Genomic DNA, 15,620 nt, shown 5'->3' on the forward strand with positions numbered 1-15,620 from the left:
GTTTAGCTTGCCTCAAATTAGGATCAGAAAGTGCCTGTGTGTAAATATCTATTCAATGCCCTGTAGTAGGAGGTTCGGCTGGTGGCTGGAACTCCTGCAACGTCAAACATTCGCTCCGAAAGTTGCATGACCTCTCGATTGCTGATTTGCGACCAATCTACTTTGCCTCCCACAGGTTTTCCAGTTTTTTCTCTTAGCCACTCACGATACACCGCCTTGGTGGCTGCATGATTTTTACTAGACAATACGATCGTAGGAGACCCTTTGGGATATTTTCCTCCATATGAGGGCACGTTTTGTGCCGCCCAGATATCTAGGATGCCATGATGGTTTTCGAGGGGGCTATTGCTAGGCCTGTATGGGGTGATATCATATTCTTTGACATTTTCGGGGCAGAGCCCAAGCGGATCTGAGTAGTTTACTATATTTGGGGCGTAGCTGTAGAGATTGACTCCTCCTTCGATCCCGAGAGGGTCTGTTGTTGTGAAGCGGCCTATATCGGGGTCGTAAAATCGGAATATATTGAAGTGTAGTCTAGTCTCGCGATCAATGTATTGGCCTTGATTTCGCAGGTTTTGTTCACGTCCATTTTGTTGGCTGTGCCACTCATTAATTATCTTTCCCCAACCGTGATGGTCACTACGCCAGATCGTGTTGCCATCAGAATCAGTCAGCTGCTCCGGTTGCCCAACCAAGGTGGTATGAAAATAGTGAATTTCATCACTCTCTGACTTTCCGTCGATGCGTGCTAGAGGATCGTAGCTATCCATGCTTGCATACACATACAAGCTGGAGTATCCGCTCTGTACCTCTTGCAACAAGCGCAGTCCTTGCCAATGGAACAGCACCCGCCGACGCGGCTCTGGATAGTCCCTCTGGTAAACCTCCTTGCTGATCCGCCTCCCCAAAGGGTCATAGGCAAACACCACCCGCTCACGCTCGCCACTGCGGTACTGCTCCACGCAAACCAGCCGCTGCTCGGCGTCATACTCGAAATACTGCACCCAATTGCTGCCGATCCGCTTCTCGCACAGCCGCCCAAAGCGGTCATAGCGGTAGCGCTTGTCCTGATACACCAACACCCGGTTGTGCTTGATCAGGCCATTGAGCTTGGGGCCGTCGAACAGATTGCCGGCCTTGTCGTACTTGAAATCCTCGACTTGCGTGGCCTGCCAGTTGGGACGTGACTGCTGAACAGTTTTGACACGTCCCCACTCGTTGCAGTCGATCCTCACCTTCAGGTAGAGCTAATACGGTAACCCGCATGCTTGTAACGTTATTTCTATGATAATGCTTGGTTTAACAAGTCGTTGAATGTGTTGTGCAGAACTTCCGCTTCTCCACTGTCGTGAAAATAGATCAATATATGGCCGGTTCGGCTGATCAATATTGGGTTGCCTGCGCCGTCGTCCGATATTACATATGAGTTCATGAGCTCATTAGAAAGGTTGGGGGTGTATTTGCGAAAGCGCTGAGTTAACTCTGTTACTGTTTCGTCACCTATCATGTCACCGTTATCGAAGGCATGAATTGCAATGCCGCAAAATGCTCCACCGAAAATTTTTATAAAATCAATGTACTGGGTGTCAAATGTGACATTTAAGTTTATTTCTGCGTCTTTTATTTCTTTGTCGGTCGCAGGTCGTCCGCGTAGATCATTATCGTTCTCCACTATTTTTTCAATTCTTTTCTGAAGGCTTTTGTTCATTATGGGCACCTGGTTGGCGAGGATGATTTCGCATCGATTCTTTTTTGCAACTCGTTAGAGGCTTGATTTGCCCAGAACTCTCTTTTCCAAAAATTAAATTCTGCTCGATTACTGATTCCGTGCCCTTTTTTATTGCCGTGTGGGTGTAGCTCTTTAGATTTTTTGATGTGGTGTTTTTGGGGCATCGCAATAATAGGGCCTTCTGTGCGTTGTTTGTAGTGATGTAAATCTATCACATTTCCATGCTTGTCCTTCGGGCTTAATCCATAAAATTTAGAGCTGGGGCCGTTGTGGAATAATATTTTCTTTAATTGGGAGTCACTTAAGTGACTAAGGCTGTTATAGCCATGTACCTCAAAGCTCAGTCCCCTGCTGTCTGTAAATGTAACAGGTGTCAACCCTAGCGGGTCAATCCAAGTGTTTGAATTTGGGGCGAAGTTATATAAATTTAGCCCCCCATTCAGTCCGATTGGGTCTGGCTGATTAAAATGTCCGATATCAAAGTCAAAGAATCTTGTTGTATTGTAGTGTGCTTCAACTTCGCGGTCATAGTATTGCCCTTGATATCGTAAGTTTTGCTCTCGAGGTTGCCGACTGCCGTGCCACTCGTTGCGGGTTTTGCCCCATCCATGGTAGTCGCTGCGCCAGATTGCATTGCCATCAGAGTCAGTCAACTGCTCTGGTAGGCCTGCCAAGTTAGTGTGAAAATAGTGAATTGCTTCGCTGCCAGGTTTACCGTCAACCCGCGCCAACGGGTCATAGCTCTCCACAGTGGCATACACATACAAGCTAGCCAACCCACTCTGCACTTCTTGAAGCAAGCGCAACCCTTGCCAGTGAAACAGCACCCGCCGACGCGGCTCTGGATAGTCCTTCTGATAAACCTCCTTGCTGATCCGCCTCCCCAAAGGGTCATAGGCAAACACCACCCGCTCACGCACGCCACTGCGGTACTGCTCCACGCAAACCAGCCGCTGTTCGGCGTCATACTCGAAATACTGCACCCAATTGCTGCCGATCCGCTTCTCGCACAGCCGCCCAAAGCGGTCGTAGCGGTAGCGCTTGTCCTGATACACCAACACCCGGTTGTGCTTGATCAGGCCATTGAGCTTGGGGCCGTCGAACAGATTGCCGGCTTTGTCGTACTTGAAATCCTCGACCTGCGTGGCCTGCCAGTTGGGGCGTGACTGCTGGACGGTTTGCAGTTGCTCGTTGAGGTCGTAGCCGTAACGGTTGTGTCCCGAATAAGTCTTGCCCGTGTGGGGTAGGTCATGAAAGCGGCCGATGATCTGTTCGAGATGCGCGTTTTCGTCATTGGCCGCGTTGGTCATCCCGCGGCGCTGGGTTTGGGTCAGTACCTCGGCAACCAGGTTGTCGCTGGCATCGTAGCGATAGGCCTTGTCCAGCAGTGGCAGCACTTCAGCAGGGGCATCGCGGTAGTGAATAGCCTTGCCGGCCAGGCGACCGCTGGTGTCGTAGCGCGTGCGGGTGACCAGTTTGCCTTGGGTGCGCAGGACCTCGTCGTGCACCGCATCACGCTCGAAATCGCTGATCACCCGGCCATTCAGGTTGATCTGGTGCAGGTGTCCGCTGCCGTAGTACAGGTGGTTGAGTTCGCGCTGGTCGGGCAGGACTAGCGTCTGCAGGTTGCCCAGTTCGTCGTAGCGGTACTGCAGCAAGCCAGCGCTGTTGGTTTCGCTGAGCAGTTGCCCGTTGGCGTCGTAGGTGTAGTCGAGTTGCTGTTTTTCTCCTTTGTTGTCTGTGAAGGTGATGGACAGCAGATTGTCGGCCGCGTCGTAGCAGTAGTCGGTAGTGCCATCTTCAGTGCGCTTGCTGACAAGCCGGCCGATGGCGTCACGCTCGAAGTCGTGGCGGATGGCAGTCGTCCGTGTCGGCGGGGCGTTGTCGGACAGGGGCGGCTGCTCGTCAGGCGAGGGCACATGAGTAAGACGAACGACCTCATCCAGCACGTTGTAGGCATAGAGGCGGCCACTGCCATCCAGGTCTTTTTGTGCCACCAGCCGGTCCAGTTCGTCCCAGCCGAAGCGGTATGACTCGTCATTCTCGTTGGTGAGTTGCAGTAGCCGACCATAGGCGTCGTAGCGGAACTTCACGCTGTAGCCCATGGCGTCCGTGCGTTCGACCAAACGGCCGCTGGGGTCGTAGCGAAATTGCAGGGTTTTCTGTGCAGGGTCGATATAGCGCGTCAGCTGACCGGCAACATCGACCTCATAGCGGTCAATGCGGCCGTCCGGGCGTTCGCTTTCGACCAGATAACCTCGTGCGTCGTAGCGGAAGTGGGTGTGTTCACCCCGGGCATTGATGCTTTCGCGCAAGCGGCCATGGGCGTCGTAGTGATACAGCGTCTGGGCATTGCTGCAGTCGCGGTAGCTGAGCAACTGACCGCACGTGTTCCAGCTCAGGTATTTGCTCTTTTCGAGGGCATCGGTGACCTGGGTGACACGGCCTTCCGGGTCGTATTGGTACTGTGACTCGCGCCCCAGCGGGTCCTGCTGCCAGAGCAGATTGCCGTGGCTGTCGTAGCCGTATTGCCGAGTTCGCCCGGCTGTATCGGTGACCTGGACGGGCAGTGCCCAATGTCGCAGGTATTTGATGTGTTCGCTGCGGCCGAGGGGGTCGCGGGTTTCGATCAGGCGGCCGATATCGTCGTAGCTGTAGCGCCATTCGCCTCCTTGTGGGTCGATGCTTTTCAGCAGTTGGCCGGCGATGGTCTCCTCTTGCCAGCAATTGCCGAGCGGATCGATGTGTTTATAGACCTCGTAAAATGGCCCCCAGTAGTAGTGATCACGGCGGCCGAGGTTGTCCGTGACGAGGGTTTCACCGGCTTCCAGGTTGTACTCGAACCGGTACTCCTCACCATCGCTGCCCCAGTGACGAATCACCCGCCACTCGTGATCCGGTTGGGGCTCCAACAGTGGAGGCAAGCGGTAGGGCGTGCCGTCCAGGCGCTTGGGAGTAGGGCGCTTTACGGGACTGTCGAAGCGGGCCCATTCGTATTCGCGGACAGCACCGCTAGCCCGCTGATGACTGTTGAGGTAGCCCTCGGGGGTATAAGTGAAGCGGCGGACCCGTTGTCCCGTTGCATCCAGTACCTCATGCAGTAGCCCGCTGTCGGTGTAGCGATAGCTGACCAGCAGTTCGCTGTGTTCTACCGTCGGTGTTCCACCGTTTTTCAGGAACACCCGTGATAATTCACTGACACGCTGGGGATGCCTGGCGGCATAGTGAAGCTGCACGACCGTTTGGCCGTACTTGTCATAGAGGGCTTTCAGGCGCCCTTGTTCGTCGTACAGCAGGTCGAGGCAATTGAGATTGCGGTCGCCGAGCCTGATCAGGCGTGAGCGTTTGGGATTCAGTGGATCTGTATCGAAGACCTGATAGAGCCCGTCATGGATATCTTCGACAACGGTCTGGCCGTCCTCCAGCTGGAAGAAGGCCAAGCCGTCCACGGCACTGACGAAGGCATCACCGGCACTGAGGCGTCCCAGTTCCAGTCGGTTACCTTCCTCGTCAATGTAAATCCACAGTTCTCCCCCATGGGGGTGTGGCACACGCATGAGCTCAACCTCATACGGTACGCACCATCCCATGCCTAATAGGCCGTCGGGACGTCTATCATTGCTGTCGTAGCTTCGTGCCCATTCAATACCCACCAAGCCGGGAAGACTGAAGTCAACTTCCTCGGAGCCTACAAGGACCTTGCTACCTGCGGAAACGAGCACGGGGTTACCCTTATATGGGCAACCTTTGGATTTGGGTCTTGGTACCGGTGCGGTTGTGGGGCGTCTACGGGGCAGCCTGATTCTCCGTGAAACAAGCATCCCCGCAATAATCCCGGTAAACATCGCAATCTTGCTCTTGCCGTTGCGAATGTCCCGGACCGTCGCCGTACCGCCACCAATGCGCACATTGGGCGATACGTTTTCATTCACATCAATCGTGGCATCGCAGGTGGTCTTGTCACCTGAACGCGCTGCGGGTTGGCCATTGATGAATACCTTGTCCGAGCCTTGCGCAATGAAGGTGTCGGGCAGGGGCGGGTGGCGCGAACAGCTGATCTTGTCTCCTTTCGCAGGTTCCGAGCCTGGGTCGGCCGCTGTGGTGACGGGCGGGTTGAAGATGTCACGTATGGCCATCCCCAGCCCCACGAACGGGACGAGATAAGGCACCGCAGCCATGGCCATGGAACCAACGTTCTCCAGGATGGACGGTTCCTCTTGTTCAGTATCGGCTGCGCCGCCTCCAGGTGGGCCCGTGGTGCCGGCCGCGCGCGCAGCGGGCTCACTGTTAATGAGCACATTGGTTGACCCGCTCTCGATTTTTCCGTAGGGATCGGGCGAGTCCACGCTGTTGCCAAGGCTGTCGCAAAAGCTGGAGATGGCGTCGCCGACAGTCTGGTCTTCGCCGACGGAAAGGGTGCTCATTGCGCCGACTGCCACACCCGCGACGGCGGCGATGGCGACGCCAGCCGCACCGCCAGTGGCTACGGTGCCAACCACGGCCAAGCTGATGGCTGCGGCGACGGCCGCGGTGGCCGCTGCATAGATAACGGCCTCGGCAACTGCGCTGATCATTTCAGCGGCAAGCGATGGATGAAGAATTGCGTCGCCCATTCGGGCGGCATGAACGATCTGCGCCATTGGCGGTAAGCTCCTAGCAATCCGAAAGTCCTTGTCCTGGTGCGTGGAGAGGCTCAGGCAAATCGGAGCTCGTCTTTAAGCGCACGCCAGTGGCTGATATCGTCGTCACTCAAGGGCCCAGGCTTGCTGTAGTTGAGCACCAGCATCCGTTGCTGCCCCGGTATCAGGCAGGCCGCCTGAAGCTGGTAGTGGGGCTTGTCGCCGACCATGAACTGGATGGCCATTTCCCGACTGTCGATGGGATGCTCATTGCTTCCAAGGCGGGTCACTTTCGCGGGCGTAATGGTCAGCGCCTTTGACTTCTTCCGTAATACGTTCAGTTGCTCCTCCAAGGCCTCATCCAGGGTCTTGGTGGTTGCAACAGGGCTGCGAGCGATCACCAACGTGGTTTGTCTGTTGGGGAAGCGCAGCATGTTCAGCGTCAAGTCCTCGGGGGCTTCATCACCCAGATCGAGAATTACATCGTGCGTCAGGTATTGGGTCATCTCGGGTAGTCCTTTTCGAGTTCAGTGCAGGGTGGCTGTGCGAGCGCTAGTCGAAATGCCCATCCACGTCAGCCTTGAGTGAGTCGCTGTCGCGCCCGTTCGCGCCCGCGCCCGACGAACCACCCGTTGGGTTGAGGTCGAGCTTTGCCGCCAGGGTGTTGATCTGCCCGGTCTGCTGTGCGGTGAAGTTGAAGGTCTCGCAGGTGATGTTCAGCGTGCCGTTGGCGTGCATTTCGATAAGGGTCTTGCCGCATTTGAGGCGTAGCGTGTTGCCCGCTTCGACTTCGTAGTCGCCTGCGATGAGGTCGTTTTTGCCACCCCCCACTTTCACGGTGTCGTTGGCCTTGACGACGCGCAGACGATTGCGGCCAATGGCGACCGATTCGTCCTGGCCAACCTGTTGGGTGCGATCGACGCCCACAGAGAGGGACTGGTTGTGATTAACCAAAGTGTTCTGATCTCTCTGGGCATGGATGAACACTTCCTCCTTGCCCAGCTCATCCTCGAAACGCAGCTCGTTGAAACCTTCCCCCTTGTGGGTCTGGCTCTTGATGGTCATGCGGGTCTTGTGATCGGGCAGGTCGTAAGGCGGCAGTTGGTCACCGCAGTAAGTGCGCCCGGTGATCATCGGCTGGTCGGGGTCGCCGTTGACGTAATGGATGATCACGTCCTGGCCGATCCGGGGGATGGCCATCGAGCCCCAGCTGCCCCCCGCCCAGCCTTGAGACACCCGCAGCCAGCACGAACTGAACTCGTTGTTCTGGCTTTCGCGGTCCCAGGGGAAACTGACTTTTACCCGGCCCCATTCATCGCAGTAGATTTCCTCGCCTGGCGGGCCGACGACGGTGGCCATGTGCGGCCCGTCGATTCGCGGTTTTTTCAATGGCGCGGGGCGCCATTCGGTCCGACCGGGAACCAGCACTGCGGTCTGCTCGTAGCGCGTGCTTACATCGGCGCCGGCGGCTTCTTCCTGCAGGCTGGTGAACTGGTGGCCTTTATGGGTAACCGTGTTCACCCGCCAATGCGCATTGAGGTCGTCACGTGGGTGACCGGTCAGGGTGAAACTAAGCCCCGGTTGCAGGCGCACGTCATCGCCCTGGACCTCGGCGATACGCACATCATGGCGCAGCGCTGTGATGCGGTTTTCGGTGAACGGCTTGCCCACGGCATCGCGTTTGTAGCGGCCTGGGTAATCGAAGTATTCGTAATCTTTGCTCTGATGCTCCAGGAAGGGCCCGGCGGCTCTGTGCTCCTGGCGGTAGGCCGGGTGGGTGAAGGTGTGGTCGCGCTGCACCTGGCGAGCGGTGCGCACCTGCTCGCTGTAGCGCAAGCGGTGAAGGCAGGGTATGGCTTGATCGCCACCGCTGTTGGCTTGGTACAGCACGCTGTCAGGGCCTACAGGCTCGTCGTCATCGCCGAAATCCTCGTCGTCATGGTCGGCCTTGACGGCGCCATGGCTGATCAGCCCGAGTGATTGCAGCCGATCGGTGATGATCAGCTTGTGCAGCTTTTCACTGTGCGCAAAGCGGTAGACGAAGCCTTCTTCAGCGGCAAGGCGGGCGATGAACGCCAAGTCCGTCTCACCGGCCTGAACGCAGAATTCGCGCACCTGATGGTCCATGCTGGCGCGTAGTTCGTACTGGTCGATGCCCTGGCGCTTGAGCATCAGCTCGAGAATTTGCGGAACGGTCTTGTGCTGGAAGATGCGCCAGTTCGAGCGCAGCCTTGCGCGGGCCAGTTGCGGTTCGACCAAGGCGTGATAGTAAGTGCGGTAGAAGCCGCTCTCGCCCTGGCTGAAGCTGCTGACAAGGCCGTGCACGTACCGTACCGGGCGTTCTCCGTCCAAGATGGTGAAGAGCACGGGTTTGTCGAGCAAATGGCCGAAGTCGATATCGTTTTCGAAGCTGATCAGTTTCAGCTCCAGTTCAAAGGGTGCGCTGATGCCCTCTCGGAGTTCGAACGACACCACTTCGAATTCAGCTTTGCCAACGAGAGCCTCAAAGCTGTAGCGCAAATCAGATTGGCTAGGCATAAAAGATCCTTGTCCGCCGTCTGAATCAACACAAAGCCCGGGCGGGCATGGCCGCCTGCCCGGGGCATTTGCACAGGTCAGGCGGCGGGTGCGCGCCAGTCGTCAGAGCCTTCGGTGTTGGCTACATCGTGAGCCCACGTGATCTTTCGATACGCCAGCGATACTTCAACCAGTTGGGTGTAGTTTTCATTGTCTTTGTCGAGTGCGTGGGGAAGCACGGTATTGATGCTGACGATGGTGGCGTCTTCGAGCGTGGTGGTGAAAAAATGCTCTTGTTTGCCTTCCGAGGAGGTGCGATACCAGCTGACCTCGACCGTTGGCAGCATTTCGCCGGTGGCAAGTGCCTGATACATCAGGGGGGTAGCTTTGTTCAGTGAACTGGTGAATATGAAAGGCTTATGCACGCGCTGGCCACTCGGTTGACCGCTCTGGGGGGCAGTGGGCGTAGTCACCTCATGCTTGATTTCCTGAACCAGAATCTGATCTTCATGGCCTTGTTGGAACACGTTGCCGACGGAGTCAGCGGTGAAGGCGCCAGCGGTGATGTTGCCTTGGGTCTGGCCTACGATCTTGATGTAAGCGGGTGTTGGCATGGCAGTTACTCCTGCGTCCATGTGGGTAAAGCACGCGCACCACAGGTGGCGTGGCCATCGGAAACGATGGGCTTGTCAGCGAGGCAAAAACCTCGCGAATTCGTTGAACTCAGTGGTGCTGTGTCACGGTTGGCTATTGCTGCAAAATGCCGTTCAGCGACTCCAGCACCTCGGTTGTGATCAGGTGCAGGCGATAGCTGTAGATCCCGTAGGCCACGGCCATGGCGATGGCGGAGATGACCAACGGGCTCCACCACGGCCATATCCGGCTCATGCGGAAGTTTTTTGGGGCGACGTTGGTGTAGGGGTCGCAGACTTCTTCGGGGGTGGGGCCGCGCAGTTCGCGGATGATCCCGTGCAGTTGGTGAATCAGTGCGTTGAGTGTTTCTTCGCCTTTCGGCGCGAGCGCATACTTGCCCTTCAGCCCAAGGCACAGGGCGAAGTACATGAACTCCAGTACGTCCTGATAACGCTTGGGCTCCTGCATCAGGCGGGTAATCACGGTGAAGATTTTTTCCCCACCCCAGGTCTCGTCGTGAAAGATGCTGAGCAGCGGCTCGTGGCTCCAGCAACTGCTTTTGCCCCAGGGCCGATCCATCACCGCTTCATCGATGTACAGGCACAGGCCGTAGGAGTACGCCAACAGCTGGGCGGGCTCATAGCCGTGCTGGCGTATTTCTTCCCGGATGCTGTCGATCTGAATACGTACTTGCTGATGCACATCTTTGATGTTGGGCAGTTCATCGAGCGTGCGCAGGCGCATGACCAGCCCGAACAAGGGCGCCGCGGCATCCAGCATGAGATTGGCGCAGCCACCCCTGAGCTGAAACTCCGGATCCGCGGGGTAGCCCTGATATGCAGGTTCCGGCTTCTGCTCCTGTGCAGATGCAGTGGAAGCTGCAGGTGCGGGTGCGTCGTTGGGCAGCGACTTCTCAAGCATCGAGTGCAAATCCGTATCCGCAACGTGCTTCGCGTCGTTGAGGGTAGGGTTACTGTTTTCCATATCATTCACCCCTGATCGCCCAGAACTGCAGTTCAAGCCCTGGGAACTCACCTGCAACGTGGAAGCCGAAGCCGTTGGCCATCTTCATGCAGGCCCAGGCGGGGGCACGGCGGTCCAGTTCGAAGTAGCTGAAGCCCGCATGGAAGGGCAGGTCGCGTGGTGCGACAGGCAAGGGCAGCAGCGGGATGCCCGGCAGTTGCAAAGGCACCAGGTCATTCAAGGACTCGAGTGAGGTGACCTTGGCTTTCTGTATGAACATCTGGCGCAACGTCTGCGGCGGCAGGTTGGCGCGCACGGCGATGATGAAATCGGCTTCGTCTATCAGGCGCCGGTCTTCCAGCGTGGTCGTCATCACACCAAAGTCCAGGGTCTCCAGCGGCAGTGACACGGCGCGGGGTTGCAGGACCGTGCTCAGGGCTCGACGGAGCGTGTCCTCCAGGGGCTTGAACGAGGTACGCAGTGCGGTGTGGTGGTAGGCCGGGTATTCCTGCGGCAGCCGGTTCTCGTCGGTGAAGGTGACGAATTCGCCACAGGCCTGGCTCATGGACAGGTACAACTGCTCGGGGTGTGTTTGTCCTTGCCTGGCCAGGTGGTTGAAGCATGGCCACCAGCGGTTCATGGCCTGCAGCAGGTTGAAGTCGCGAATGTCGGCGATACCCGACTGGCCCGAAGCGCCAATGCGGGCGGCGAGATTGCGCGCACGCTCGCGCAGGGTGTTGGTGATTTCTTCAAGGAAACGCTGAAGGGCCGGCACTGCCCGCACCGAAACGCTGGTGGGGTAGAACGCTTCATCCAATTGCAGGCTACCGTCGGGGCGCCGTTCCAGAATACGTGCCAGGGCCAGGCGGGTGTAGGCACTGCTGTCATCGGCTTTACGCTTGAGCTGCAGGTTGGGCACGGCCAGGTCGACCTGCACCAGGTCACCGTCGGCGCTGTGGGTATCCTTGATCTCCTCTGCCTGAGCGTTGTAGCGGAAGTTGGCGGCATTGTCGGGCCAGCTGACTTCACGGCCCCCCTCGGTACGCAGCGGCAAGCACAGGAATATCTCGCTGTCTTTCGAACCGTCGTCCTCGATTTCCAGGGGTGGAGGCGGCGGCAGATCGGCAGGAATATCGAACACTGTGCCATCGGGCATGATGCCCCGCGCCTTGGTGATGGCGACCTTGCCCAGGCTCAGGTATTCGTTGCTCAACTGCAGTTCGCTGAAGCCGTAGAAGGCCGCGTTGAGGCTGCCAAGGCGCTGATGCAAGGCCGCTTCACTGGCCCGCGCAGCTTGTTGGAAATGTTGTGGTTTGACGAACAGGCCTTCGGGCCACAGAACGGGGTTACGTGAACTCATGAGCGCTCCGTGTCAGCGTGAGTAAGGGGGATAGGGTGCAGAGGCGCTGTCATTCCTCCTCCTTGAGCAGAATCTGCGCGTCATTGACCAGCACTGAGAGAATGATCTGGTGGCCGCGTGGCGGAATCCGCAACACTTGCTGCCAGGTCGCGTTCTCCTGGTTTCTGTAGTCGCCGATCACCGCGACGAAGCGGGTCTCGGGCTCGATGGGCTCAAACGGTATGAACTTGAACTGGCCTGGGTTCAGCAGGTAATCGTCATCGCGGATGTAGGTACTGCGCAGTGCCTTGGCGGGGTCATCGTCCAGCAGTTGGTACACGCTGTTGCGCAGCAGCGAGTCATCGCGCAGTTGCAGGATCTTGATGGCAATCGGTGTGGCGACAGGCACGCTGGCTTCGGCCTTGCTGCCCGGCAGTGTGAGCACCACCGTGGGGTCGTCATAGCTGCCGGGCGAGCTTTCTTCCATCGGGGAGCGAGCCCATTCGCTCAGGTCCTCTTCGCCGGTTTCCACGGGGGACATGGCGGGGAATTGCACTTGCAGGTATTCGAACAGAGTCCCGACTTTGTCGGTCAGTGCGTGCGGATCGCCGGCGCTCAAGGTGACTGCGTAGGGGCTGGGTTCCAGGATGCTCTCGGGGATGGCCGCCACGTCGGTACTGTTCGGGTTGCCGTTGAGCGTTGGGCTGACGTTGATGCTGAACGCGACTTGGGTTGGGGCGTCCTTGGGCGGCCCGATCGGTAACGAGTGGTCCAGCACCACCTTGGTGGCTCTGCTCAAGGACTTGCAACCAGGCAGCCCGACCAGCACGATCAGCAAAGGCGCCATCAAGAAGGCCAGGCGGCTCATGTGCGCTCTCCCGCCGTCAGATGTTGCAGCGGGTTCGCGGTTGATGGCGCCGCATCAGCCAGCGCCTCGAACGCCGCCATGGGGTCTTTGATCACCCAATCGGCCCCGTCGCTGCCGATGGTGCCGCCCGTGCGATCGAACCGGTGACGCAGGGTGACGGTGTGCTGCACCTGGTCGAGATTGATGATGCACAAGGTCAATGTGCTCATGAGCGCCCCCGGAAGCGGACAACGGGACTGATCTGGCCATCGCGGTCATCGACAAAGCTGGTCCAGCCCAGGTAGGCGCCTTGACTGCGGTGCAGGCAGAACGGCGACAGTGCGTTTTGTTTCAGGCGCAGCTCCAGGTCATACGCCAGGCCATCGCGCAGCAGAAAATCAATCAAGGCGCGCAAGCGACCGAAGTTGATGCCGCTGGGCAGCAAGTCATGCAGCTGCGCCTGGTCGAGTTCGCTGATGACGATGGTGAACTTGCTGCTGCGGGTGCGGGTGCGGGTGCCGACCATGAACGTGCTGCCAAGCTCGCCGTTGCTGTGCCCGAGGCTTACAAGCTGTTTGCTGTTGGTGGTGACCGAGCGCGTCTCGAATTCGCGGATCTGCACGTGCGTCAGATCGAAGCAGTGGGCGATGATGCCGGCGACGGTACCCGGTGCGCGGCTGCGGCTGGCGATAACCCCGGCAAAGCTGAGCAGGCGGCTCCAGGGCAGTGTCGTGTCGCCGCGCAGCTGTTTGTCGTTCAGCCCGAGCAGGGCAAACATGTACTGGGAGAACCCGTCGCGCGCACCGGGTTGAAAACGGATGTAATAGCGGTACTTGCGCCAGATTCGGTACAGCAGGCTGAGCAGGTAGTGGTTGAAGAAGTCGAAGAAGGCCGGCCGCACGCCTACACCCTGGGCATGTTCATAAGCCACTTGCTCCAGGTAATAGGTGGGCAAGGGCGAGTCGGTACCGTGCAGCCCCATGAACGTGGTGCACACGCGATAGCGCTCATCCTCCCCGGGCATACGCTCGGCCTTGTACACATCAGCGACGGGAAAGGTCAGGCGCGGGTCGCAGGCCAGCCGTACGCGCAGCCGGGTGGCCTCATCCGCCCAACGCGGTTCCAGGTCGTCGCCGTGCAGGCCATGCAACCGCTCCAGCAACTGGAAGAAGTTGTACTGGTGCGCGTTGGCGAGCAGCTTGTCGGCTAGATCAGCGGTTGCTTGCCGGTCTGGATGGGCCATGTGTAGTGCTCGTTGTTGGTGGTGTTGATCACTTCCAGTTGATGGAAGGAATTGATGCTGGCGTACAGGGCGAAGAAGTGCGCGAGCACGCAGCCGAACAGGTAGAGGTCGCCTTCGCAGAGGAAGGCGGTCTGGTCCAGTTTCAGCCGGGTGTGCAGGCCGCGAATGGGTTGCCCCTTGATCAGCCAGTCCATGGGCTGTGTGTGGATTTCGCGAATACCGTCGAGGCGTTTGTGGGTAGTGCGCGCTTGCTGGATGTCGTGCAACGCCGCGAAGTCGTAGGTGCGAATAACCGCCTTGAGCGGCTCGACCGACAGCAGCGACAGGTAGTTGAGCGACATGTTGGAGATCAACGCCCACTGCAACTGGCCATCCAGCACGGGCCGGTAGGGGCGGGTGGGGGCGCAGATGTTGGTATAGGTCGCCAGGGGCGGCGTGACTTCGGTGAGGACGTTGATGTCATCCACGCCCAGCGCCAGCGGCAAGTCCCTGTTGGTGCAGGTCAGGTCGATGGATGCAGTTTCAAGCTCACCTATATAGTTGTTGGCATCGGCGCGCACGAAGGCGATGCGGTGGGTCACGCCATCGCCGCGCAGGGACTCTTCGAGTTGGTAGCGGTAGTAGAGCGCCGTGCGGCCTTGGGCATGCTCGATTTCGTGGGCGAACGATTCGAAAGGGCGAAAAGTCCGCAGGTGCTCCCCGGTACTTCCGTCAGTGGTCGTTCGGGTGCTGATGACTTTGTCGACACTGAAGATTTCGTAAGCGGACTGCGCCTCGCTTCTGGGCTTCAGCTCTACCTGGGCAGCCTCGCTGGCCAGGTCGATGGGCTCGGCACTGTGCTTGAACAGGTTGACCGCCGGGGTGCAGAACAGGCTGAAATCTTCTGAGCCAACGCGCAGGGGGTCTGGCAGTTGACGCGTGAAATGCAACTCGATGCCCACCTGCTGGCAGGCTTGTGCCGGCCACAGCTTTTCCAGGCCGGTAATGCTGAAGAAGTGGAAGCGCTTCGGGAACACGAAGTATTCCTGCAGAATCCGGTAGCCATCGAACACGTTTTGCGGGTAGGGCAGCAAGGCCTCCTCAGGGCTGAAACCTGGGAACCCGATGCTGTTGGCCGGTAGCCGGCGCACCTCGCCGTTCATGATCACGCTGACGTGTTTGAGGTATTGAGAGATCCATAGATAAAGCGTCAGAGCGGTGCGGTTGTCGCCGCTCAGGTGGAAGTCCAGACGCGTGCAGCCCAACGTATTCAGTGGCCGTTCGACCAAGGTTTGCAGGCCGATGCGAACCACAGAACTGTCGAGTGTCTGGGTTGCGCTGACGGCGCTGATTTCAAATGGATGAAGGCTCACTCCCGTGCAGGTACGAAACTCGCAGGGCACGGCGTCGACGGGTTTCGAGAACAACCTTGCACCTTTGGGAATGTGCTGTGACTGGCTGAGCGATTGTTTGCGTGGCGAGAATCGGATAATCGTGGCGCTGGGCAACGGGCGCAGGTAGTTGGGCCACAGTATCTGCAGCATGGGGTGGGTGAGTTCTGGCAGGTCATCTTCCAGCTTCAGCCGAAGTTTGGCCGTTAGAAACGCAAAGGCTTCCATCAACCGCTCGACATCAGGGTCGCTGCCCGCCTTGCCTAGCAGCCGGGCAAGCTGAGGGTTGTCCTTGGCGAAGTCGTTTCCCAACTCGTGCAGGTAACGCAGTTCTTCGCTGAATCTGTCCTTCAGTGACAT

General features: G+C 58.2%; 12 protein-coding genes. All 12 read right to left on the reverse strand.

Annotated elements, in window-relative coordinates:
* Positions 1-23: 23 nt before the first annotated feature.
* Positions 24-1,235 carry an RHS repeat-associated core domain-containing protein gene (locus QCL51_RS08740; RefSeq protein ID WP_258035631.1) on the reverse strand — a complete coding sequence of 404 codons (1,212 nt, stop codon included), beginning with the start codon at positions 1,233-1,235 and terminating at the stop codon, positions 24-26.
* A 47-nt stretch (positions 1,236-1,282) separates the two neighbouring features.
* Positions 1,283-1,708 carry an SMI1/KNR4 family protein gene (locus QCL51_RS08745; RefSeq protein WP_103444691.1) on the reverse strand — a complete coding sequence of 142 codons (426 nt, stop codon included), beginning with the start codon at positions 1,706-1,708 and terminating at the stop codon, positions 1,283-1,285.
* On the reverse strand, positions 1,708-6,369 hold the full coding sequence (locus QCL51_RS08750; RefSeq protein ID WP_338444748.1) for an RHS repeat-associated core domain-containing protein: 4,662 nt from the start codon (positions 6,367-6,369) through the stop codon (positions 1,708-1,710). Before QCL51_RS08750 ends, QCL51_RS08745 begins: the two co-directional genes overlap by 1 nt.
* A gap of 53 nt (positions 6,370-6,422) precedes the next feature.
* Positions 6,423-6,854: a DcrB-related protein gene (locus tag QCL51_RS08755; RefSeq protein ID WP_101196324.1), complete on the reverse strand. Its 432-nt coding sequence runs from the start codon at positions 6,852-6,854 to the stop codon at positions 6,423-6,425.
* Positions 6,855-6,900: 46 nt separating this feature from the next.
* The gene (gene tssI, locus QCL51_RS08760) at positions 6,901-8,886 is read right to left on the reverse strand and encodes a type VI secretion system tip protein TssI/VgrG (protein WP_338444749.1); all 1,986 of its coding nucleotides are present in this window, start codon (positions 8,884-8,886) and stop codon (positions 6,901-6,903) included.
* 77 nt (positions 8,887-8,963) lie between these two features.
* Positions 8,964-9,479, reverse strand: coding sequence for an Hcp family type VI secretion system effector (locus QCL51_RS08765; protein WP_338444750.1), 516 nt, complete (start codon positions 9,477-9,479; stop codon positions 8,964-8,966).
* A 133-nt stretch (positions 9,480-9,612) separates the two neighbouring features.
* A complete protein-coding gene (gene icmH, locus QCL51_RS08770) occupies positions 9,613-10,482 on the reverse strand; it encodes a type IVB secretion system protein IcmH/DotU (protein WP_325950606.1) in 870 nt (289 codons plus the stop codon).
* A 1-nt stretch (position 10,483) separates the two neighbouring features.
* Positions 10,484-11,821, reverse strand: coding sequence for a type VI secretion system baseplate subunit TssK (gene tssK / locus QCL51_RS08775; protein ID WP_103444690.1), 1,338 nt, complete (start codon positions 11,819-11,821; stop codon positions 10,484-10,486).
* A gap of 49 nt (positions 11,822-11,870) precedes the next feature.
* Positions 11,871-12,668 carry a type VI secretion system lipoprotein TssJ gene (gene tssJ / locus QCL51_RS08780; RefSeq protein ID WP_101196183.1) on the reverse strand — a complete coding sequence of 266 codons (798 nt, stop codon included), beginning with the start codon at positions 12,666-12,668 and terminating at the stop codon, positions 11,871-11,873.
* Positions 12,665-12,877, reverse strand: coding sequence for a hypothetical protein (locus QCL51_RS08785; protein WP_101196182.1), 213 nt, complete (start codon positions 12,875-12,877; stop codon positions 12,665-12,667). The genes tssJ and QCL51_RS08785 overlap by 4 nt, the downstream gene beginning before the upstream one ends.
* Positions 12,874-13,890 (reverse strand): type VI secretion system baseplate subunit TssG, encoded by a 1,017-nt coding sequence (gene tssG, locus QCL51_RS08790; RefSeq protein WP_028698380.1) that lies wholly within the window; start codon positions 13,888-13,890, stop codon positions 12,874-12,876. Before tssG ends, QCL51_RS08785 begins: the two co-directional genes overlap by 4 nt.
* On the reverse strand, positions 13,854-15,620 hold the full coding sequence (gene tssF / locus QCL51_RS08795) for a type VI secretion system baseplate subunit TssF (RefSeq protein ID WP_103444687.1): 1,767 nt from the start codon (positions 15,618-15,620) through the stop codon (positions 13,854-13,856). The genes tssG and tssF overlap by 37 nt, the downstream gene beginning before the upstream one ends.

It is taken from the genome of Pseudomonas sp. LTR0 (genome assembly GCF_036630035.1).
GTDB lineage: Bacteria > Pseudomonadota > Gammaproteobacteria > Pseudomonadales > Pseudomonadaceae > Aquipseudomonas > Aquipseudomonas putida_Y.

Bases quoted from the DNA above. Each gene is read 5' to 3' on its own strand.
- QCL51_RS08745 (WP_103444691.1), bottom strand. From the start codon at position 1,708: ATGAACAAAAGCCTTCAGAAAAGAATTGAAAAAATAGTGGAGAACGAT.
- QCL51_RS08750 (WP_338444748.1), bottom strand. From the start codon at position 6,369: ATGGCGCAGATCGTTCATGCCGCCCGAATGGGCGACGCAATTCTTCAT.
- QCL51_RS08755 (WP_101196324.1), bottom strand. From the start codon at position 6,854: ATGACCCAATACCTGACGCACGATGTAATTCTCGATCTGGGTGATGAA.
- tssI (WP_338444749.1), bottom strand. From the start codon at position 8,886: ATGCCTAGCCAATCTGATTTGCGCTACAGCTTTGAGGCTCTCGTTGGC.
- QCL51_RS08765 (WP_338444750.1), bottom strand. From the start codon at position 9,479: ATGCCAACACCCGCTTACATCAAGATCGTAGGCCAGACCCAAGGCAAC.
- icmH (WP_325950606.1), bottom strand. From the start codon at position 10,482: ATGGAAAACAGTAACCCTACCCTCAACGACGCGAAGCACGTTGCGGAT.
- tssK (WP_103444690.1), bottom strand. From the start codon at position 11,821: ATGAGTTCACGTAACCCCGTTCTGTGGCCCGAAGGCCTGTTCGTCAAA.
- tssJ (WP_101196183.1), bottom strand. From the start codon at position 12,668: ATGAGCCGCCTGGCCTTCTTGATGGCGCCTTTGCTGATCGTGCTGGTC.
- QCL51_RS08785 (WP_101196182.1), bottom strand. From the start codon at position 12,877: ATGAGCACATTGACCTTGTGCATCATCAATCTCGACCAGGTGCAGCAC.
- tssG (WP_028698380.1), bottom strand. From the start codon at position 13,890: ATGGCCCATCCAGACCGGCAAGCAACCGCTGATCTAGCCGACAAGCTG.
- tssF (WP_103444687.1), bottom strand. From the start codon at position 15,620: ATGTCACTGAAGGACAGATTCAGCGAAGAACTGCGTTACCTGCACGAG.